The sequence below is a fragment of the Acinetobacter sp. GQ146 genome (assembly GCF_059758585.1).
In genome coordinates this window covers 566,709-588,529 of sequence record NZ_JCAXDV010000001.1, presented here as the reverse complement: position 1 = coordinate 588,529, position 21,821 = coordinate 566,709, and the positions used below count along the sequence as shown (strand labels likewise).

Sequence of the window (21,821 nt, the reverse complement as noted above, 5' to 3'; positions counted from 1 at the left end):
GATTGGCACTTCAGGGTCATGGCTTATATGGAACAACTATGGCATTAATCGTTCAAAAATATGGCGGTACTTCTATGGGTACCCCCGAGCGCATTTTAAATGTAGCTCGTCGTGTGAAGCGCTGGCATGACCACGGCCACAAGGTAGTGGTTGTAGTATCAGCAATGAGTGGTGAAACTAACCGCTTATTAGCTCTCGCGAAAGCCATTACGGACACCCCTGACCCACGTGAACTTGACCAAATGGTTTCTACGGGTGAACAGGTAACGATTTCAATGTTAGCAATGGCGCTCAATTCGATTGGCGTTGAAGCTAAGTCACTTACAGGTCGCCAAGTCGGTATTAAAACGGACAGCGCCTTTACCAAAGCTCGTATTGAATCAATTGATACCGATGTCATGACTGAGCATCTCGATGCTGGTCGTGTCATTGTTGTTGCTGGTTTCCAAGGTTTTGATGCTGATGGCAACACTACGACTTTAGGTCGTGGTGGTTCGGATACTTCTGGTGTTGCACTTGCTGCTGCATTAAAAGCAGATGAATGCCAAATCTATACGGATGTAGATGGCGTTTATACGACTGATCCACGCGTTGCTCCAAAAGCGAAAAAGGTTGATCGTATTTCATTTGAAGAAATGCTAGAAATGGCATCACTTGGCTCAAAAGTCCTTCAAATTCGTTCTGTTGAGTTTGCAGGTAAATACCAGGTGCCTTTACGTGTATTATCAAGCTTTGATAATGATGACGATGGCGCATTTGATGAAGATTTCAAACAAAACGTAGGCACACTAATTACGACTGAGGCAGAAGACGATATGGAACAACCAATTATTGCAGGTATTGCATTTAACCGTGACGAAGCAAAACTCACTATCTTGGGTGTTCCTGATGAGCCAGGAATTGCATCTAAAATCTTGTCGCCAATCAGCAATGCCAATATCGAAGTGGATATGATTATCCAAAATGTCGAAGAAGATGGCACAACTGATTTTACTTTTACCGTAAATCGCACAGATTTGGCAAAAGCGAAAGCAATTTTAGAACAAACAGCAAGCAGCATTGAAGGCTGTGAAGTTGTTACACGTGATGATATCGTTAAAGTATCGATTGTAGGTGTGGGCATGCGTTCACATGCAGGTGTTGCGAGCAAAATGTTCACAGCATTAGCAGATGAAAGCATTAATATTTTGATGATCTCAACTTCTGAAATCAAAATTTCTGTTCTTATCGAAGAAAACTACTTAGAGCTCGCTGTTCGCTGCTTACATACAGCATTTGGTTTAGACCGTGAACACGGTGAATCAAGCGCACGTGCTTAAGAATTATTAGAAAATCGTCATTGTAAGACAATTTTTTCTAAATTCTATAAAAATACAGAGCCACTATAGTTTTTTCTATGGTGGCTCTGTTATATTAGACTTGAGGCGTTTTGGTAAATTTCAACAGAATTTTATAAGTAGCAACATTTTAGGCTTATACAATCCTGTTAAAATTTTCTTTATTACCAAGGTTGTGTTTTTTAAACTTTTTAATCAATGCAGGTTTAGCATTTTGCAAGGAGATAAACATGCTGATTCTGACCCGACGTGTCGGAGAAACATTAATGATTGGGGATCAAGTCAGTGTTACTGTGCTTGGCGTTAAAGGTAACCAAGTTCGTATTGGCGTAAATGCTCCAAAAGAAGTATCAGTTCATCGCGAAGAAATCTATCAACGCATTCAACATGAACGTGCGATGCACGAACACCTGCAACATCTCGATCAAGATTATCAACCTTCATTTGAAGAAGATAATTACTCGCAGAATAACTTTAATCGTTAAAATTAAACGTTATCTCCTAAAGCGGCTTTTCTAAGCCGCTTTAAATTTATGGGCTTTAGCTGTTTTCAGCTAAAGCCTTTTTTACTGGCGCGTAACTACGACGATGTTCAGCAATGACACCATGTTCAGCAATTGCAGCAAAATGCGCTTTAGTTGGATAACCCTTGTGCTTGGCAAATCCAAACTGCGGATATTTCTGGTCTAAAGTCACCATTTCACGATCCCGCGTCACTTTTGCCAAAATACTGGCCGCCGAGATTTCCGCGTGGAGTGCATCACCGCCCACTACCGCATCACAACTCATGGCTAAGCCTTGTGGCACTTTATTACCATCCACCAAAACATGTTCGGGCTGAATATTCAATGCTTCAACCGCGCGACGCATCGCCAATAAAGAAGCTTGTAGAATATTCAACTCATCGATTTCGGTATGGCTTGCTTCTGCAATTGCCCAAGCCAAAGCCTTTTCCTGAATCTCAATAAATAACTTTTCCCGTTTTTTTTCGGTCAGCTTCTTGGAATCATTCAAACCTTCAATCGGGTTATTCGGATCTAAAATCACTGCCGCGGCAACAACTGAACCCACTAAAGGACCACGCCCTGCCTCATCTACTCCAGCTACTCGCATGTCTTACTCTCATAAAAAATGGCTGAATTACCAGCCATTTTTAAAATTTACCATTACTTTTCATGTTTAGTTTAACATTTCAGAAGCACATATCGCTGAAGTTTTTGTGTTGGCTAATGCCGCATAGGCATCTTTGGCTTTAGAGTCGATCGCGGCCAATGCTAATTGTTCTTTAGACAGCATTTTAGGCGCATTATCCCCTACACATTTACACACTTCACGTTTTTTCTTCTGCTTCTGATCTTCAGAAAGAAGTTTACTGCTCACGATCCAAGTTGGATTACTCTCGATTTCATCCATACACTTAGAGTTTGATGCCATTCGAATTACCGAAATACCATCCGACTCAGACCCCATTGGTGAGGAAGCACATCCAGATAATATGAGTCCACCCACAAGACACAACATCATTTGATATTTTTTCATAGTTATTCAACCTTCTTCATACGATTTGACGAGTCGATTATTTATTATTCAAATTAATATAAATGATATTAGGTCAAAGCACAAAATTTTTTAATTTAAAAAGCTAGGAAATTCCTAGCTTTTCACACTTATTTATTGACCGCTTCCGCTACACAACTTTGGATCGTTTTAGTCACCACATTGGTGACGATGGTTGCACGTGCAGTCGGATCGATGGCAGCAGTCGCCAAATCAACCGTAGTCACATTTTGTGGCGCTTTTTCACTGACACAACCGCAAATATCAGTTTGAATGCTTTGCTTTTGTTCCGCAGTCATGAGCTTAGTAGCAGTATTCCATGCTGGAGTATTATTAAGTTCTGCAATACATTTTGAATTGATTGCAATTTTCATTGCTGCCATTCCAACTTGCTGGGGTGTAGCAGTTGTGGTTGTAGTATCTGTGCTTACACACGCAGTCAAAGCCAATAGTACAGGTGCGAGTGCAGCAAATTTAATATTCACAGGTAATCCTTGGTCATTACATAAAGTGTGAGTATTTTGCCCGAACAACCTTAAATAGAAAGTCTTTATCTCTCCTATAAAGACTGGTTGCGCAAATAATCCGCAATACAAATCTCCCCACAATCAGCGTTGCAACAAATATACGCATCGTTGCAGAATCAGCATTTTGTTGCAATTGCGAATTACGTAAGATAGCGTCACCTATTATCGCCTTCTTCATACCTCATGAAAAATAGACCCTCCTATTACACGCGCACAGCCCAAATTTTGCACTGGCTCATGGCCATTATTTTTATCGCAGCATGGATTATTGGCTTTTATAGTGGTAATTTTTTAAGCTACGAAAGTAATGGTAGTTTCAAAGGGGATGTGATTACCCTTCATAAAAATATCGCCACCACCCTTATCTTCTTGGTCATGATCCGTATTTTCTGGCGCTACACCCATCCTGTACCTTCGCTGCCGAATAGCATGTCTCCAATGATGAAAACGCTGGCGCATATAGGGCATTTGGCATTGTATTTAATGCTTCTGGCTTTACCAATCACGGGCTGTTTATTTAGTTGGAGTGCTGGACACCCTGCCCCTGTACTCTATCTATTCAATCTACCCACGCTGATTGAAGAGAATTATGATGTGCTAGAAATTGTGAAACCCTTACATATTTATCTTTCATGGGGGGCTGGTTTCTTGGTGCTAGGACATATTGTAGCTGCGTTAAAGCATCATTTTATTGATAAAGATAGTGTATTGGTGAGTATGACTCGACAACCAGAATAATGCTAAAATTGATTTGATTAAGCACCGATGATTGATATCTTTTGAAAAGAATAATTAAAAAAACCGCACTATAAAGTGCGGTTTTTTATTTGCTCTATAATTATAAAGCTTGGATTTCAGCAATCCACTTGTTCTTTTCAGCATCACTTATGAATGACGCTTCAAATGAATTTTGTGCCAACTTTTTCAATTCATCATGACTTAAAGACAAGGCTTCCGTGATTGCCACAAAGTTATCATTCATATAACCACCAAAATAAGATGGATCATCCGAATTGACTGTAACCTGAACGCCTTGTTGTAATAAACGACGAATATTGTGCTGCGCCATATCATCCACCACACACAACTTTAAATTACTGAGTGGACAAACTGTTAATGGCATTTTTTCTGCAATTAAACGCTGCATCAAAACAGGATCTTCTTCAGAACGCACACCATGATCAATACGATTGACTTTGAGCAAATCCAAAGCTTCCCAAACGTATTCTGCTGGGCCTTCCTCACCGGCATGCGCTACCACCAAGAAGCCTGCTTCACGCGCTTTCGCAAATACGCGCTCGAATTTTGAAGGTGGGTGTCCAACTTCACTCGAATCCAGCCCTACACCGATAATTTGCTCTTTAAATGGCATCGCTTGTGCCAATGTTTCAAATGCCGCCTCTTCGCTAAGATGACGCAAGAAACACATAATCAGATGTGAACTAATACCGTATTTTTCTTTGGCATCATCACAAGCACGCTGTAAACCCTGAATAACCGTTGCAAAAGCAATACCGCGATCTGTATGCGTTTGCGGATCAAAAAACATCTCAGTGTGCACAACACGATCTTCATGACATTTTTCAAAATAGGCCCAAGCCAGATCATAAAAGTCTTGCTCATGTACCAATACATTTGCACCGGCGTAATAAATATCTAGAAAAGACTGTAAATTGTGAAAATTATAGGCCTGTTTCACTTCTTCAACAGACTTATATGGAATTTGAATCTGATTACGTTGTGCGATTGCAAACATCAGTTCTGGCTCAAATGTCCCTTCAATATGAACATGTAATTCGGCTTTAGGTAAAGCGCGGATGAGCTCTAGTTGATTCATACCTTATCCTCAAAAAGAAAAAAGGGTGTAAACAAGTTTACACCCTTAAAATTTGTGTTGGGATTAACCGCCAAAAAATGCAAATTTTACTGCCCAAAGCACAGCAACAATCCACACCATATATGGAACAGTTGATGCCTTGCCAGTACATAATTTAATTAATGCGTAGCTAATAAAACCCATTGCAATACCATCTGCAATTGAATACGAGAATGGCATAAATACAATCGTCAAGAATGCTGGGACAGCTTCAGTAATATCATCCCATTCAATATGCACAATACCTTGAATCATGAGTACACCAACAAACAATAATGCTGGAGCAGTCGCAAAGCCTGGTACAGATTGGGCTAATGGTGCCAAGAACAAGCACAGGATGAATAACACCGCCACTACAACAGCAGTAAGACCTGTACGCCCACCCGCAGCCACACCTGCAGAAGACTCAATATAAGGGGTCGTTGAAGATGTACCTAAAGCAGCACCCGCAACAATTGCTGTAGAGTCTGCAAATAGTGCTTTTTTCAAGCGTGGCAATTTACCATCTTGCAATAGACCAGCACGATGCGCGACACCCACCAAGGTACCTGTAGAGTCAAATAAATCGACCAAGAAGAACACAAAAATAACGCCGACTAAACTTGCAGTAAATAGACCTTCAAAATCCATTTGCAAGAACGTTGGCGCAATTGAAGGAATCTCGCCAACAACACCTTTAAACTCACTCAAGCCCATCGCTGTTGAGATGGCAGTTAACACCAAAATACTTATGATGATGGCGCCACGGACTTTAAACTGATGCAATACGACAATGATTAAAAAACCGAATAAAGTTAACAGCACTGTCGGTTGTTTAAGATCGCCCAAGCCGACTAAAGTGGCTGGATTATCAACAATAATTCCTGAGTTCTTTAATGCAATCAGGGCGAGGAATAAACCAATACCACCACCAATCGCCAGCTTAAGTGACATTGGAATAGCATTCACAATCGCTTCACGGATTTTAAACATGCTAATCGCAATAAACACCAATCCTGAAACAAAAACTGCCGCTAAAGCAGTTTGCCATGGCACACCCATTCCCATACACACAGAATAGGTAAAGTAAGCATTCAAGCCCATGCCTGGTGCTAATGCGATTGGATAATTCGCAATAATCCCCATCACCAAACAACCAATCGCGGCTGCAAGACAGGTAGCAACAAAGACAGCTCCATGATCCATCCCTGTTTCGGATAAAATCATTGGATTCACAATAATGATGTAACACATGGTTAAGAAGGTGGTTACACCTGCTAGAACTTCAGTACGAAAAGTTGTCTTGTTTTCGCTTAACTTAAATAAGCGTTCAAGCATACTTTCTGAAGATGGATTAGGAGTCGTCATGACCTAGCCCCTGTAAAAAAACATGATGCCTTAAATCGAAAGTAGGATAGAAATTATACTTTCCGCCATTACAATTTCGAATTTAAAGCAATGGGTATGCCAAATATCTGATGCTTTTTTTTAAGCTAAATATGGACACACCAGTAAGTAAAACTTCCGTGCCGCACTAAAGCAAACGAAAAAAGCTGCATAAAATATGCAGCCCTATCATTTATACTTTTTAAACAATAACTTAAATAAAAAACATAAACATTTCATTAAAATCGGGCGGAATTATAACATATTGATTTTCTCATTGTTTCTAGAATTTATGAACTATTCAGACTTAGTGGTAAAATTCGCTCATAAAGTAAATTTAAACCTTTAATTACAAAAATAAATTCACCTAGCTATTGATCTTTTTTGATCAAAAAATTTTTAGATTGTGCTTCCGCCTCGATTTTTTCGAGCGAACTATGTGCTTCATTTACCAAACGGTTAATTTCTTGTTTTTGTTTAGCCTCAGATTCGAGGTACACCCAAAAACCCAGTATTCCAATCATCATGATAAGACATGGTAAAAGTAACTTATTCATTCTAAGAAAGTGCAATTTTTAATTATTGGTAAAAATATACACCAAAATGACGTTTAGGTCACAATTTGAAGCACAAAACAGTGCAAAAAGGGAATTATTGTGATGACATTCAATCCATTGATCACAGCAATCAGCATGAGTTCATGATTCACTGAAGCAGTCAAAATAAAATAGCGTATAAAAATACGGCAAACCCAGTCTGCTGTGCTGCAGCCAGCATTTCATATGACTTGCCAGAAATTGTCTCGCTGTATCGCAAAAAATACCAATCATTATTCCACTAAGATTAGAATATGACATCATGCTCAGATTGATTTAATCATAAAGCGTTTACTGAGTAATGATGTCAAAAACTGGACGACGCCTGCCATTTGTACTTAAATCCTGATTTCGGCCTAGCGATATGGCAATAAAACAGAAAGATACTCAATGACCGCTCGGCTCAACTTATAATTTTTTCCATGTCATACTGGTGGTTGAATTATCTGTCTTCGACTTACCGAAGACTTTCATTTGATCCCCTGCACCATTTAAATCGGCTTGGATCATATATACCATGCCACTCTGCGGATTTACCCAAGTACCATTATTAAACTTGCTTTGTGAAGTTGCGCGTAAGTTGGTTAAAATCTCCAGTCCAAATAGATATTTGTTTTTCAACGCGCCTGTGCATTTGGTACAAATTTCAGTCGCTGCTGAGCCTGACTGGGCATACGATTTTGTAATCGAAGCACTGTATTGTTGTGAAGCTGAGTTTTTGCGAATTGCCACCTCAGAAATATATGAGCCCGTTTTATCATCGATCACTTTCCAAGAACCAAGCAAAGGGTCCACTGGCATAGCCGCTAAATATGATGAAGAAACTAAAAGTAACGTCGAAGCAATTAAAGTTTTAAATTTCATAAAAATGTCATAATGAAAAAATGCTGGATTATAACAAACTGATTCATTTTTAGAATTATTAATTGATATTAAAAAGATTTTTAACTTTAGCTAGATATATGACACTTAGCATTATCGTGAAGCTAGATCCAGCTTAAGTCGACGTTCCAATGTGTAAATTATCAGTTTGCTTGTGTGACAAAGTTGAGACATTCTCAAGGCTTACTCAAAAAGTCTTCAATACTGCAAATTTTTATGGCAGCCAAATTATAAACTGCTTTACCAATCTCTCGTCTTCACTACTGCAAGGGTGTATGAGTCAGGTGAAGTACAATCTAAAACATAAACAAAGCTTCATTAGGCTCCACTCATCCCCCGTAACTATATCTAAAGAGATTAGCAAAGACCACTGGGGCACTATGGCGGGATCGGCATAGAATTGATGCCCATACCATATTGGTACTTCAATCTGGCTTATATCGAGAAATGGCATTAAATCTACAGCATTTCTAACTTAATTCGCACTTATTGTAGAGAGATGAATTGGTTTTACGATTAATGTTAGGGCTAAGCAAATCCTGCTAAAAATTGTATTGAAGCCAGATATTTAGCGTGAGCTACGTGCAATAAAGCCACGTTTAGATCACTTTAAGTTATTGTAATCAATAATATAAATCAAAACAAAGCCCTCAACGGCAATCCCTTTTTGAGACATAGTTCTGCATACCAACCAACAATATTGCATTAGTATCAATTTTATTAAAAAGTGTTAAATATGTATCATTTTTAAAACTCTTCTTTAAAATAGGAGAAAGGAAATTTATAAGAGGCTCAAGAGCATGGATTTCGATGTGTTTTTTTCCAAAAAAGATCGGCTCGACGCTATCAACGCGGCTAAGGCAATGGTTTTCTTACCAGAAAATTGTTATTTTATAGAAGACCCACCACCTGAAATAAACTTTTATTTGAACGATAAAAAAGAAATTATGGCCAAAATCATTGTTTCATATAAAAACCATATTACTGAATCAATTGTAGACAAGCCATTAACACTGAAATTTCATGAAAATGGAATGAAACAATCGTGGGAATTTATTCATATCGGGCAACAAGATAGCTGGATAGTCTAAATATCGGACTATAAAGCTTTGACATTGCAACTGATGTATTTCTGGGGAAGATTATTAATTATTTCGTTTTTAAGAAATCTAGGCAAACAACAAAACTCAAACCATAAAAAAGGGCTTACAAGTCGTTGAAATTTCTTGTAAACCCTTTATTTCTGTTGATAGGCAGATCCAATATCTAAATAACTGCCCAATTTTTTATCGCTTTCAAATTAATATTATTCAACAAATGACACACCTCTTTCAAAGAAATAATTGTTTGATTCCTCAATTTCCACACACTCAAATCATGCCTTGTTTTTTGTAGCATCCCCTCCTTACAAAAAATCTTCCTTAAGAAACTTCTGGTGAACATTTCATATGAGAAAAATTAAATCCGATCGGTTATGTTTTTTAGACTCTCTTTGCAAAAAAAAGAATGCTCAGATAATTTTCATCATCTGAGCATTCTGAGCAGTTTTATGAAGTAATTTAATTCAGTTTTGAGACATAAATTTCGTAATGCGGATTAGCATTCTTATTTGAAATTACTTCATCTATTACGTATTTTTCTACAAGTCCATCGGGCAATGAATGGTGAAGAAAATCTCCCTCTTCTACTGGTGTCTTTATATCTTTACTGGTGATCAATATTGACTCAACGATACAATATTTTAAAACCAACTCCTCTCCCGTACCGTTTTTTATTAATTTTAAATCTATTCTATTCATCACTTTAGGTCTCCTTTAAGTGATTAATTTATTATAAATAAATCATTATGATTAATAGCATTATGCTATTAGGCTGTAAAGTAGAGTTGATCACAGTTTGCACATGACATTGTTTCAATTTATTTTTTAAATTTTACTATTTGGTCTAATTATTCTTAGAGAAAATTGCAATCATATTGTGCTTGATATATCTAGAGTAAAAGATTAGTTTTCATTGCTCATTTATGTGAATTTTTCTTAATTTTTTCCTATCAAATTTTGCCTTTTGATTTTTAGCATGCCTTCTTAAAAATGCAATTTATTTACTAATGCCGTCAGACTTTTAATGATATTCATCATTTGATGAGTAAATTCCAGAACAGTTAACTGCTTGCTTATATTTCATCAATTAAAAAATGATCCTCCTCATGAGGATCAAAGTTTTCATAGTTCGCACGAGCTTTTTGATATTTTTTCGCTTCTCGCCCACTTTGATCTTCAGGTACATGCAATAAACATATTGGCATATGTCAAACCTAATGATCATATTATAAATTACTGAATTTTTTAAGGTTTCAACATCTAACTTTTCCGGACTGATTCATAATGCTATAAATTATATTTAAATAATTTGTTCAAAATATAGTGTCTAGGTGTCTCTTAACTTTCCATCACAAAAAGCCAATAAAGTTCGACTTACCACACAACCTTGATCGTAAAATATTTGACCAGCAGGTAAGTAATATTAAGCCCTTCTCTTATCGCCCAAATTTATCTTGTTACGACCAAAGTAAATGCAGAAGATATTTGTTAAAAAAATCGCAAGATAAAACAATAGATGTGCAGACGTACCATCAATCGACTTAATGACAGTTTCAATCCCCAAACCTAAAATCATAAACAACAGCAAAAATGCCAAGAAATGATGGGTAAAAATAGCTAAACGCGAAGGTATTTCACCATGAAAAGTGAGGAAATAAGTATTCGGTTTTATTAAGTACCAGATCATCAGTACTGGAACCATCAACCAAATACCTAAACCAAACGTCAAAGCGTAAATCATGTTTCAATCCTTTTAAGCAGCTTTATTCAAAGTATTAGTTTGAGTCTGATCAGCTTCAATTTTTTCGAACTCTAAAAAATTCTTACTTTTCGATGACTTGATGAATAAATTAAGTATAGCTAGAGCTATTACAAACAAAATAAAAAATAGTAAAATTTAAATTGCAAATTATTGATATTCTGACCCGCTTTATACAAGTAATAAAATAGATAAAAAGTCGAATAATCAGGTGCTGTCCAATCTAGTCCACAAAGTTTAATAAGGCTTTGCACAACACCTGTGACCATACGCAAAGAAAGTCGAAGTAGTGATTTAATCATTAAGCAGCATTGGATAGCTATATCTGAGTAGATTTGATTTCTCGCTTGTTTAGCTTTTGGCTCTGCGTACAATTGAGTAGCAAGGTCAATCCAAATCGAAATATTTCCTCGATTGATCAGGGCCCAGTTATACGATGGATTTTACGTGTTCCCAACTTTGGCCAAGCCTTGGGTGAATATGAAAAGCTGCATTTACCCAAAAAGAAACTTGCCAAAAATACCTTGGTCAATGTCACGGCGAACATTCCTAAATATCAGGACATGTGGGGACATCTTTACTGTACCGATATTACCCTGCTCATGATTTCTGAATACCTGAAACAGCAAACAGACTTTCAGGCTGAAAAGCACCGTTCACAGCTTATCGACATCTGGAAATACTTAGTAGCCAACGGCTGGGCACCAGACAATATTGCCGAGAAAACCTTAAAACCAATACGACCTGAAAAGCTGCGTACTCGTCACTCCAACGAATCAATTGAATTAGTGAAGTCGGTTTGTCCGCCCTGGTTAAAACTGGCAATAGATCTTGCACTGCATTCCATTCAACGGCGTGCCGATCTGGTGGTAATGGAACGCTCAAGCATTAACATTAAAGACAACACCATGACCGCACTACAGCATAAATCGCTGAATTACGACAAGCCTGTGTTTATTGAAGTGGATATGCATCCAGAGTTAAGAGAAGTCGTATTGCTGTGTATAGAGCATTCTATGCGACTACGCTGCCCTTACCTGATTGCAACGCGACCAGACCGCATTAACGAGCAAATCCGTAATGCGAAATTGCATCCTTTTGCTGTAACGGAAGATCACATTACCAAGCAGTTTAAAAAGTATCGGGACCTATCTGGTGCTTATGATCATTTAGAACCAAACCAACGACCATCGCTGCATGACTTACGTGCCCTAGGCATTTATAACATCACGCAGAAGTATGGGAAGAAGTACGCACAAGCACTGGCGGGACATGCAAATGTGAAGATGACCGACCACTATTTAGAAGGACATGAAGCGCCAAAACCAGAGCGGATTAGCTACCGTTAGTCATGCCAATAAAGCTGATGCTTCCATTTCATGGATCATCAGCTTTTGATTTCATATATTCGCCAGTATGTTAAATAGCGCTTTTTTAGTCAAAGCAAGCAAATCCACCGTATACAACTTCATTAGATAAAATTCTCGTTTCAAAATCCTTTTGAGACAGCATCCGTTGAGCTAAGTCACCATATTTCTCTTTAATATGAATAGTCCAATCTTCAAGTGGCATTTCACAAATTGGATTGAGTATCTCATCTGGATGAATTCCATCTATCAGAAATTTTTCAAATACTTTTTTTATAGCTTCCTCATAATCATTCCCACCTGTATAGCAATTTACATATGCTTTGTTTGAGACAGGCATGATAGATTTTTGTAAAGCATGAACTTTACTAGTTATGATAAATACCTTCATTCTATTTATTTAAATTCCCTAAAATTAACATAATACGCGATATACGTAATTTAATTTTTTATTTCATATAATTCAATGTATTAATTGACTTGATGCCCCCCAACTCAGATGTATTAGGATTTTTTAATAGCTTATCATGTTCCACGATTACTTATTAAACAAAGTTCCACGGCTTTGTGTAGTCTCATTTAACCCTAAAACAGAAAAAAATGTCCAGATGAAGAAAGAATAGATGTCCAAGTAGTTATTTATTAAGCTACCGTTAGTCATACCAAAGCTGATGCTTTCTTTCATTACATGGATAATCAGCTTTGGTACATTTAACCCAATTTAAAAAATTTTGTATCATTGCCATAATGTTAAATGGGATACTAATCATGGATATTAGAACCAAAAACTACTCTTCCATGATGAATGTATAGTCCCCAATTTAGGCTATTATCAAAAATTGACATCTCATCAGAAGAGTAATAAAAATCATCGAAAAATTTTACGAAAATTTTCCAGTTAGTACTAACAGCAATATCAGGTTGCCAAACGACATAAATATCTTTTTGAAAAGCTAACCCTGTACGAAATAACCATTTTTTGATTGTTTTATCTTCGGCATAAATTTCTCTAAAACAATTAAAATTCTTTTTTTCATCAAGTTTTTAGTAATTTCAGAACTATAATTCCAAAGGAAATTTGAAGCCTGTGGAGTCATAGGCTTTATTTGATCTAAATGTATCTGATTAAGCTGATTATAAGAATCATCGTCAAATCTCCAATGTATTGGAAATTGATCAAATGACATTATGAAATTGTTTAAACTTTGTAAATCCATAGTTATTAGAAAGTCTTTAACTTATTCTAAAATTAATATAATACACGTTATACGTAATTTAATTTTTTATTTAGCTACCGTTAGTCATCGTTTTTAAATTTAAATGGGCGAGTTATTAACAGTAGGAAAATATTTCATTCCCCGAAAATACCGCGAAAGTTCCCCGAAAACAAAAAGCCCACTTTTGAAGTGGGCTTTAAGTTGCTGAATTAACAGCTATATTTGGTAGGCATATCCAGACTCGAACTGGAGACCTCTACGATGTCAACGTAGCGCTCTAACCAACTGAGCTATACGCCTATATGCCACGCATAATATTCATTTTTTTTTACTTCGACAAGTGCTTTCTGTTTTCCCTCAACACAGATGTACAAGTTTTAAGCATTTTCTTGAATTGCATCATATCTTTCATATCATATTGAGGGGCATAAACAATCTTCTGATGTAACTCAGCAACCTTTTCAAAGAAATCAGCTTCATGCTTTTCCATGTTCTCGGCAAGCCGTAGCATCCAAACTGCAACCGTTTCTGTCTCTTGTTTACGCCATTCCAGTTGTAATCCTTTAGAAAACCGTTCAATTAAACGTTCAACATCAGACGTAGTTTGCCATTTACGATAAAAAATAAAGACAAAATATGCAGCAAGAACTAAAGAGATACTTATTATTAAAACAAGAACCATCGTATAAGTTGAGTGAATGCCTATTTTATTCAACCAACTTTGCTGTGATTCAGCATTATAACCAACCACTTTACTTTGCCATTGATAACTCGCGTAATCACTCCAAACTCTTATTTTTTTGAGTAAAGCATATTGCTGATGATTCAAATTCGAACGTTGCTCACCCCAGATATCTTGATCAGTATCCATTAAATTTTGCATGCCCGTATCAATTCGATTAGGCGCAATTATTGCTGTCGGATCAACCCGAATCCATTGTTGCTTTAATTTCACCTCTGTCCAAGCATGTGCATCAAGTTGTCGTACTTCCCAACTTTTGGCATCGGGTGCCAATTCGCCCCCCTGATAGCCGACTACCACCCGCGCAGGAATCCCCACATAACGCATTAACAAGGCAAAACTGGAAGCATAATGTTCACAAAAACCCTGTTTGGATTGAAATAGAAACTCATCAATTCGATTTTGCCCCAATACACCAGGCTGCAAGGTATAAGCAAAATGCTGAGCTTGATACCAACCAATCAGATTCTGCATATAGCGTTCGGGATCTCGATTAGACTGCTCAAACAATTTTCGAGCAAAGCTTTGAGCTTGAAGATCGAGTTGCGCTGGGTATTCAGTCCATCGTTTTACACTCAAGGGATGTTCCTGAACATTGTCATTCAAATGTCCTGCCCCCACCCACTGCAAACGAATCGGCTGGTTAGATTGAATCGCCCGAACAGGTCGAATACTTCCATCGTATTTCAGTGCATATTGTGGATCCGTAACAACGGATTGTTCCAACCCTGTAATCCAGCTTTGTTGCGGATTGGCCGCTAAATATTGATAAGCAAACTTCGGTTGCTGAGCCCATACCGCTTGATGTGCAATGGGCATCGAGAGTTGATTACGAGGACTGCTGGTCCATGTCTGACCATCATATTGATCAAGCACCATGGCGCGCCAATAAAGTTGTGAGCGTGGTGGCAGTTTGGACATATCGCCTAAGATACGAAATGCCAAAGCACTTGATTGTGAAAGCTGTGCAATATCACCGGGTGACATGCGATCACTCATCCCCGTGACCGCTTTATTTTCAGGTACAGGAATGTGCCATAATGGAGGTAAGCGTGGGAAGAATAAAAAAAGCAGAATAAAAAATGGCAATGCATAGCCAATAAATTTCACAACATGTTGCACATCATGTCGAAAACTGGTTTTTTCAACCGAAGAATGCATAAATCCTGCAATTTGAAGACGGTATAATCCAATTAAACTACTGGTTAAACAGAAAAATATTAGCAGAGCCATCCAAACCGACTGGCTAAATAAAAACGAACTGGCACTGACAAATAAAGCAAAATTAAAAACAATAATCACATCACGGCTATTTTTTATTTCTAAGGCTTTGGCAAATAAAAAAGTCGTTAAAACGGCAACACCCGCTTCTACACCTAAAAAAGTCTGATACTGCAAATAAATACTGGCCAGTGCAGCCACCACTCCCAAACCAATCCATAATTTTGCAAAAGGCTGTACGGCCGTTTTTCTGAAATGCACATACAGCGTGACCAGTGCTACAAAAAGTAGCCCAGTTAGAGCAATCGGTAAATATAGAGCTTGTGCCAATAAAATTAAGCACAGGCTGAGTAAAATGGCAGTTTTAACTCCATGTGTCATACTGGTTTTCATGGGCTACGCCTGCGCCAATAATAATTTTGCTTTTAACATCTGCTGCGTTCCTACTCCAGTTTCCAGCTCGGCATAGGGCAACACTAAACTAAAAGCACATTGCTGTTGTTCACATTGCTCAATCAACCCCATCATCATGCGAAGTTTTTCTTCATGTTCAGGGCTCGGCATTTGTTGATAATTGATCTGTACATGCTGTTGCTCATCATGCTGTTCAAAAACTTTAACGTAGAGCCCTTGTCCTCTCGCCACTTGCTTCCATGAAATCGACTGGAGGGAATCACCTGTTTTAAAATCACGCAGTTCACGAAATTCATCCCAATCTAACTGCTGACTGTGCTTGGTCTGCTGCTGTTCTGTTCGTAAATCCTGCGCCTGCGGTGCAACCCACGAATATTTTTGTAAATACAAATAACTCCACGCCCTAACTAAACCAAAGGGATAAACAGAAAACAGCTGAATGCGCGGATAGTGAAACATTCCCCGCTTAGAGGGGACAAATTCAAGGGTATAGCAATGTTGTAGCTCGTTAAATAAGACTTGCTCAAGATGTTGATCGGTTTTAATCCAAAGATAACGGGCTTGGGCTTGAGGTTGTTTAAAATATAACTGTAACAGCAGCGGTTGACCCACTTGTCCAACTTCTGCAAAACGCAATTCGATTTGTAAACCATGCAACTGCTTAAATGTAATGTAAAAACTAATACATAAAATAGCGCTGATTAAAAAGCAAAAACCTAAAATTAAGTTATTGGCGTAGTTCACCCCAGCAATAAAGGTAATTAAAATCAACACCAGATATAAAAAACCTTGTTGGTAGATAAAAACCAACACATCCTTTTGGCTTAAAGTTTTTGCTGTCTCCAGACTAAACCTTTTCTTGGCCCATTTTTGCCATACGGACTGAATCACAATTTCTATCCTTCAGCTTAGCTGACACGAATGTTACGCATCATTTGCGCAGTTTCAGCGTCACTTAACCCAATCCGATGCGCGGTAACGGCGACAAAAACCGCTTGGACATCATCAGCAGTCACAAAACTTCTTTGCTCAATTAAAGCGTGAGCTTGGGCGGCTTTCTTTAGCGCCAACAGCCCTCGCGTCGATAAGCCATGTCGCCCTTTACGACTTTCTTGGGCTAAATCCAACAGATAATCCATCACGACCTCACCCACAAATACCTGTTGCACTAAATGCTGCAATTCTATAATTTCGTGTGGTTCGAAAACTTGCGCTAAAGATGAAATCAAAACCTGCCGCGAATCTTGTTGTAATAACAATTTTTCTGCTGAACGCGACGGATAACCGAGAGAGAGCCGCATTAAAAACCGATCTAGCTGCGATTCAGGCAAGGCATAAGTCCCACTTTGAAAAAGCGGGTTTTGTGTCGCAATCACCCAGAAGGGTTGAGGTAAAGTATAACGATAACCATCAACGGTCACCGCACCCTCCTCCATCGCCTCCAGTAAGGCACTTTGCGTTTTTGGGCTACAGCGATTGATTTCATCTGCCAGTAAAATTTGCGTAAAAATGGGGCCTTGCTTGAACTCAAAAACATGTTCTTTTTGATTAAACATATTCACCCCAATAATGTCGCTGGCTAACATATCATTGGTAAATTGAATCCGTTGAAATTGTAGTCCTGCTAGATGGGCGAGCGCACTGGATAATGTGGTTTTGCCTAAACCTGGCAAATCTTCAAATAACACATGCCCGCCAGCGAATAGGCAGCAAAGCGCCAATTGTGTTTGGTGTTCTTTATCTAAAATAATTCGATTGATTTGCGTTAAAAACTGCTGAATTTTACTGGCATAGGCTTGAATATTGGCATCAATTTTATGTGTATCTTGTGGTAATTGCTGTTCAGCTTTTTGCTTTGCCCAAATCACAAATATTTCCCTAAATAAAAAACGGCACATGATTAACATACACCGTTTTTCAATTTTTCCCAAAGGAATCAATAATTTTCTAACACTTGCTTAACATGGGCATTTCTTTAAATTACCGCCCGCACTCGGATAACGTGCATCTACACAATAACGATAAAACGTCTTGGCATCCATAGGGGTCAAATCAGGATGATGCTTTTTCATGTGTTCCAGATAATGATTGTAATCAGGTACACCCACCATCAAACGAAAGCTCTGCTGCAAACGCTGCCATAAAGTGGCAATACGTGACCAGTTCTTAGGATTAAGAATAAGATCTTTCTGTGACATGATGGTCATCTTGATGATTTTAACAATCATGGCTTTACCATTTTTAGCGATTTTCAATTCCATGATTATTCACCTCTTGATGTTGCTGTAGAGGCATTTTCATCTGCATAGACTGCTGGTGCTTCGTTCACGGTTGGCACTTTGCTGGCTAAAGCACGACGGACTATGCCAATTGAAGCGATCACCATCACCACTGCCACAATCATAAAGAAGCCACATAACGCTGCATTAATCTGATTCGACATAATTACGGTTTGCATTTCCGACACAGTTTTCGCTGGTGCCAAAATCTCACCACGCGCCATTGAATCAGAGAAACGATTGGCTTGTGCCAAGAATCCGATTTTTGGATTTTCGTGGAAAATCTTTTGCCAACCCGCAACCATACAGGTAATCAGTAAGAAAATCGTCGGGATAATCGTGACCCAGACATACTTTTCTTTCTTCATCTTAAATAAGATAACCGTACCCAAAATGAGTGCCATGGCAGCCAACATCTGGTTACCCACACCAAACAGTGGCCATAAGGAGTTCACCCCGCCCAATGGATCGACCACACCTTGATAGACGAAGAAGCCCCAGCCACCAACAGCAACAACTGTTCCCAAGACGTTTCCGAAGAAAGAACCTGAGTGTTTGATTGCTGGAATGACAATCCCTACGGTGTCTTGCACCATAAAGCGACAAGCACGTGTACCCGCATCAACTGCTGTTAAAATAAATAAGGCTTCAAATAAAATGGCAAAGTGATACCAGAATGCCATCATGGAGCGGTTATTGAAAATTTCCGAAATGATGTGTGCCATACCAATCGCAAAAGTTGGTGCACCACCTGTACGGGATAGAATTGTCGATTCGCCAACTTCCTGTGCCAATAAGCTTAAAGTTTCAGGTGTCACCACGAAACCCAAATTTCGAACGGCTTCTGCTGCAGACTCAACCGTAGTACCTAAGACTGCCGATGGCGCATTAATGGCGAAATAAATCCCTGGATCAAGCACAGTGGCACAAATCATTGCCATGATGGCAACGAAAGATTCCATCAACATACCACCATAACCAATCATACGAATATCGACTTCATTCTCGACCAGTTTCGGTGATGTCCCACTCGATACTAAGGCATGGAAACCTGAAATAGCACCACAGGCAATGGTAATGAATAAGAAGGGAAATAAACTGCCTGAAAATACTGGACCTGTCCCATCAATAAAATGTGTTACAGATGGCATTTTCAACATTGGCATTGCAATCATAATACCGACAGCCAAGCCTGCAATTACCCCAATTTTAAGGAAGGTAGACAGATAATCACGTGGCGCAAGTAACAACCATACTGGCAGTACAGAAGCAATAAAACCGTAAATGATTAAACACCATGTGAGCTGAGTCCCTGTTAGGGTAAAGAAAGGCCCCCAATAAGGATCTGCTGCAACATTGCCCCCATAGACAATTGCCATCATCATCAGTACAAAACCAATGATCGAAACTTCTGCAATTTTTCCAGGGCGCAGATAACGCATATACACCCCCATAAACAGGGCGATTGGAATGGTGGCAGCAATACTGAAAACACCCCAAGGGCTATGCGCTAATGCTTTCACAACAACCAGTGCAAGGACGGCCAAGATAATGATCATCACGCCCAGTGCCCCAAGCATAACGACGATCCCAGCGAAAGCACCCAGTTCCTGTTTTGCCATTTCACCCAGTGAACGTCCATCCCTACGGGTAGAAATAAACAACACCAAGAAGTCTTGCACTGCACCTGCAAACACCACCCCGATCAATAACCAGAGCGTACCCGGCAGATAACCCATCTGTGCAGCCAGAATAGGGCCAACTAAGGGTCCCGCACCTGCAATTGCTGCAAAATGGTGTCCGAACAATACATATTTATTGGTCGGGACATAATCTAAACCATCCGCCAAGCGATGTGCTGGTGTTAATCGCTTCGGATTCAGTTCAAAAATTTTGGTTGCAATAAAAAGACTATAAAAGCGATAAGCAATGCTATATACACAGATGGCAGCCAAGACCAGCCAAACTGCATTGACATGCTCTCCACGACTAACCGCTAATATTCCAAAAGACACCGCGCCTATAATCGCGACTAAACTCCAGACAAGTTTTGAGGGGAGCGTAGATTTTTGTTGAATCGTATCCATTCATAACCTCATTCAGATTCGTTAAGCAGTTTGTATTCTTATTCGCGTTGTCTGCCGAATTCCTTATTTACTCTACTCCTTATACTTTGGTATTCCTCTACGACTTTGGCATAAAAAAGATTGATTAATCATATTATTTTTAAAGTAAATCTTGACCAAGCTTTAAAAATATTTTGAGCTACATGTCTTATAAACCGCATTAGCAAGTTGCTGGCATTTCCGTCAAGCCCCCAATGGATGATTAGATATTCTTATACTCATTTCATCAAACTGAGTGATGCTAAACTTCGCTCTTTAAAGCCCCCCAGATATAGGTCTTTCTGATTTAGATCGATAGCATTTAAACGCCCATTCAACGCTGGACAAACCCTAGCGCTCTACTTTCCGAGACTGTGACCCCAAATCCTTTGATTTGATCATTATCCCCCTCATTGGATGAGCTGTAGCCTAAAAAGTGTGATGAAGCAAAGGCTTTGCTTGTTGATAACATTAACCCTATCACTCATTGTGCAGAAAAAAAAGTAGGTGCTGAAAATACTCGTACAAATACTTTTAAGCGGATTATTCAGGAGTCTGCCAAGATGAAAAAGGCTAACAAATCTCACCGGTATTGTGTAATTATAGACAAGTTGCATGTACGACATTTACAAGCTTATAGGCGATAAAGATGTAAAAGCAGTTACATCATCAGACGTATTCAAAACCATACATCACACCTTAATGAAAAAAGATAGACTTCTCTTATTAGTCGTTTTAGTCTGCTCTTTTTTACAGGTAATACCACAGATGATTTATGGATTCTCTGTCTAGAATTAAAGCTAACCACATGTTTGCTAGAACACAATAATTAGAGAAAAGAGAAGCTTAGAATGAGCTTAATTCACAAAAAATGGTTCAGATTTTTACTTGTATTTATTATTCTTTCTATTGGCTGGATAATTTCCAATATTGCTTATATCACTACTGATCTAAATAAAATTAAAGATCTTAGTTTCACATATTCAAGATTGATCGGACTAGTGTGTTTTATTGCAGTTTGTATATCGGTAGCATGGAGCTTAGAACACTATAAGCTTTCAATTTTTAGGAAATTTTTTATATCTTTATTTCTTGCTATTGGCTTATGGATGCTATGCGGTTTGATTGCCTTGATTACCGTTGTATTACTTGGTTTTAGTATATGAAGTTGACTCATAATTAATCATCTGAACTTATAGAGATTCTAGTTGAATTGAATAAATCTTCGATATTCCATAAGGCGTGCTAAGTTATGAAATATAGGTTGACCCCTATCGTTTATTCTTGCTTTGCTATTGATAAACTTCGGACTGCTTTCTTAAAAAAGCTTCTCTAATTCCGCTATAAACCACTCTATGGCGATAGCACCAGTTATACAATGGTCATGGACAGCAAAAGCAATCTTAGAGGCTTAGTTTACAGATCACCTCACCATATTTATGTATTGGTTAGTAGCACACTGTCCACTAGATGCATT

The 21,821-nt window shown here is 38.5% G+C and carries 20 protein-coding genes, 1 tRNA gene and 1 pseudogene; 5 read left to right on the top strand and 17 right to left on the bottom strand.

Going from position 1 to position 21,821, the window contains the following annotated elements; genetic code table 11:
• The first annotated feature begins 38 nt into the window (after positions 1-38).
• Both AC6CHI_RS02845 and csrA read left to right on the top strand, forming a co-directional pair.
• On the top strand, positions 39-1,319 hold the full coding sequence (locus AC6CHI_RS02845; protein WP_016166581.1) for an aspartate kinase: 1,281 nt from the start codon (positions 39-41) through the stop codon (positions 1,317-1,319).
• A gap of 248 nt (positions 1,320-1,567) precedes the next feature.
• Positions 1,568-1,822, top strand: a complete 255-nt coding sequence (csrA, locus tag AC6CHI_RS02840; protein ID WP_016166582.1) for a carbon storage regulator CsrA — start codon at positions 1,568-1,570, stop codon at positions 1,820-1,822.
• 55 nt (positions 1,823-1,877) lie between these two features.
• Here csrA and rnhB read toward each other — a convergent pair whose 3' ends face one another.
• The 3 genes from rnhB to AC6CHI_RS02825 form a co-directional block, all read right to left on the bottom strand.
• Positions 1,878-2,450, bottom strand: coding sequence for a ribonuclease HII (gene rnhB, locus AC6CHI_RS02835; RefSeq protein WP_498119339.1), 573 nt, complete (start codon positions 2,448-2,450; stop codon positions 1,878-1,880).
• A gap of 66 nt (positions 2,451-2,516) precedes the next feature.
• A complete protein-coding gene (locus AC6CHI_RS02830) occupies positions 2,517-2,876 on the bottom strand; it encodes a hypothetical protein (protein WP_498119338.1) in 360 nt (119 codons plus the stop codon).
• Between the two features lie 128 nt (positions 2,877-3,004).
• Positions 3,005-3,379 carry a hypothetical protein gene (locus AC6CHI_RS02825; RefSeq protein WP_458890633.1) on the bottom strand — a complete coding sequence of 125 codons (375 nt, stop codon included), beginning with the start codon at positions 3,377-3,379 and terminating at the stop codon, positions 3,005-3,007.
• A 225-nt stretch (positions 3,380-3,604) separates the two neighbouring features.
• On the opposite strand from AC6CHI_RS02825, the gene AC6CHI_RS02820 reads away from it, so the two are divergent.
• Positions 3,605-4,159, top strand: a complete 555-nt coding sequence (locus AC6CHI_RS02820; RefSeq protein ID WP_498119337.1) for a cytochrome b — start codon at positions 3,605-3,607, stop codon at positions 4,157-4,159.
• 100 nt (positions 4,160-4,259) lie between these two features.
• Here AC6CHI_RS02820 and AC6CHI_RS02815 read toward each other — a convergent pair whose 3' ends face one another.
• The 3 genes from AC6CHI_RS02815 to AC6CHI_RS02805 form a co-directional block, all read right to left on the bottom strand.
• A complete protein-coding gene (locus AC6CHI_RS02815; protein ID WP_498119336.1) occupies positions 4,260-5,258 on the bottom strand; it encodes an adenosine deaminase in 999 nt (332 codons plus the stop codon).
• A 63-nt stretch (positions 5,259-5,321) separates the two neighbouring features.
• On the bottom strand, positions 5,322-6,644 hold the full coding sequence (locus AC6CHI_RS02810) for an NCS2 family permease (protein ID WP_498119335.1): 1,323 nt from the start codon (positions 6,642-6,644) through the stop codon (positions 5,322-5,324).
• A gap of 1,022 nt (positions 6,645-7,666) precedes the next feature.
• Positions 7,667-8,122 (bottom strand): DUF2147 domain-containing protein, encoded by a 456-nt coding sequence (locus tag AC6CHI_RS02805; RefSeq protein ID WP_498119334.1) that lies wholly within the window; start codon positions 8,120-8,122, stop codon positions 7,667-7,669.
• Between the two features lie 818 nt (positions 8,123-8,940).
• Between AC6CHI_RS02805 and AC6CHI_RS02800 the strand changes: the two genes are divergently transcribed.
• Positions 8,941-9,231, top strand: coding sequence for a hypothetical protein (locus tag AC6CHI_RS02800; protein ID WP_458890638.1), 291 nt, complete (start codon positions 8,941-8,943; stop codon positions 9,229-9,231).
• A 468-nt stretch (positions 9,232-9,699) separates the two neighbouring features.
• Here AC6CHI_RS02800 and AC6CHI_RS02795 read toward each other — a convergent pair whose 3' ends face one another.
• The 4 genes and pseudogenes from AC6CHI_RS02795 to AC6CHI_RS02780 all read right to left on the bottom strand — a co-directional run.
• Positions 9,700-9,939 (bottom strand): hypothetical protein, encoded by a 240-nt coding sequence (locus AC6CHI_RS02795; protein WP_498119333.1) that lies wholly within the window; start codon positions 9,937-9,939, stop codon positions 9,700-9,702.
• Positions 9,940-10,313: 374 nt separating this feature from the next.
• On the bottom strand, positions 10,314-10,445 hold the full coding sequence (locus AC6CHI_RS02790; RefSeq protein WP_498119332.1) for a hypothetical protein: 132 nt from the start codon (positions 10,443-10,445) through the stop codon (positions 10,314-10,316).
• Between the two features lie 218 nt (positions 10,446-10,663).
• The gene (locus AC6CHI_RS02785) at positions 10,664-10,981 is read right to left on the bottom strand and encodes a hypothetical protein (RefSeq protein WP_458890640.1); all 318 of its coding nucleotides are present in this window, start codon (positions 10,979-10,981) and stop codon (positions 10,664-10,666) included.
• 215 nt (positions 10,982-11,196) lie between these two features.
• Positions 11,197-11,421 (bottom strand): annotated as a pseudogene (locus tag AC6CHI_RS02780) (transposase); the annotation flags it as partial.
• On the opposite strand from AC6CHI_RS02780, the gene AC6CHI_RS02775 reads away from it, so the two are divergent.
• A complete protein-coding gene (locus AC6CHI_RS02775) occupies positions 11,347-12,348 on the top strand; it encodes a site-specific integrase (RefSeq protein ID WP_498119331.1) in 1,002 nt (333 codons plus the stop codon). The pseudogene AC6CHI_RS02780 and the gene AC6CHI_RS02775 sit on opposite strands and share 75 nt — an antisense overlap.
• 85 nt (positions 12,349-12,433) lie before the next feature.
• Here the strand turns inward: AC6CHI_RS02775 and AC6CHI_RS02770 are convergent, their stop codons facing one another.
• From AC6CHI_RS02770 to AC6CHI_RS02740, 7 genes are all read right to left on the bottom strand, one after another.
• Positions 12,434-12,757 carry a hypothetical protein gene (locus AC6CHI_RS02770; protein ID WP_498119330.1) on the bottom strand — a complete coding sequence of 108 codons (324 nt, stop codon included), beginning with the start codon at positions 12,755-12,757 and terminating at the stop codon, positions 12,434-12,436.
• Positions 12,758-13,806: 1,049 nt separating this feature from the next.
• Positions 13,807-13,883: transfer RNA gene (locus tag AC6CHI_RS02765), tRNA-Val, on the bottom strand.
• A gap of 28 nt (positions 13,884-13,911) precedes the next feature.
• Complete coding sequence (locus AC6CHI_RS02760; RefSeq protein ID WP_498119413.1) at positions 13,912-15,927, bottom strand: transglutaminase TgpA family protein; 2,016 nt, start codon at positions 15,925-15,927, stop codon at positions 13,912-13,914.
• A gap of 15 nt (positions 15,928-15,942) precedes the next feature.
• Entirely contained in the window at positions 15,943-16,848 is a 906-nt protein-coding gene (locus tag AC6CHI_RS02755; protein ID WP_498119412.1) for a DUF58 domain-containing protein, read from the bottom strand.
• 20 nt (positions 16,849-16,868) lie between these two features.
• A complete protein-coding gene (locus tag AC6CHI_RS02750) occupies positions 16,869-17,828 on the bottom strand; it encodes an AAA family ATPase (RefSeq protein ID WP_498119329.1) in 960 nt (319 codons plus the stop codon).
• A gap of 90 nt (positions 17,829-17,918) precedes the next feature.
• Entirely contained in the window at positions 17,919-18,224 is a 306-nt protein-coding gene (locus AC6CHI_RS02745; RefSeq protein WP_498119411.1) for a YbdD/YjiX family protein, read from the bottom strand.
• The gene (locus tag AC6CHI_RS02740) at positions 18,224-20,326 is read right to left on the bottom strand and encodes a carbon starvation CstA family protein (RefSeq protein WP_498119328.1); all 2,103 of its coding nucleotides are present in this window, start codon (positions 20,324-20,326) and stop codon (positions 18,224-18,226) included. Before AC6CHI_RS02740 ends, AC6CHI_RS02745 begins: the two co-directional genes overlap by 1 nt.
• Positions 20,327-21,821 lie beyond the last annotated feature (1,495 nt).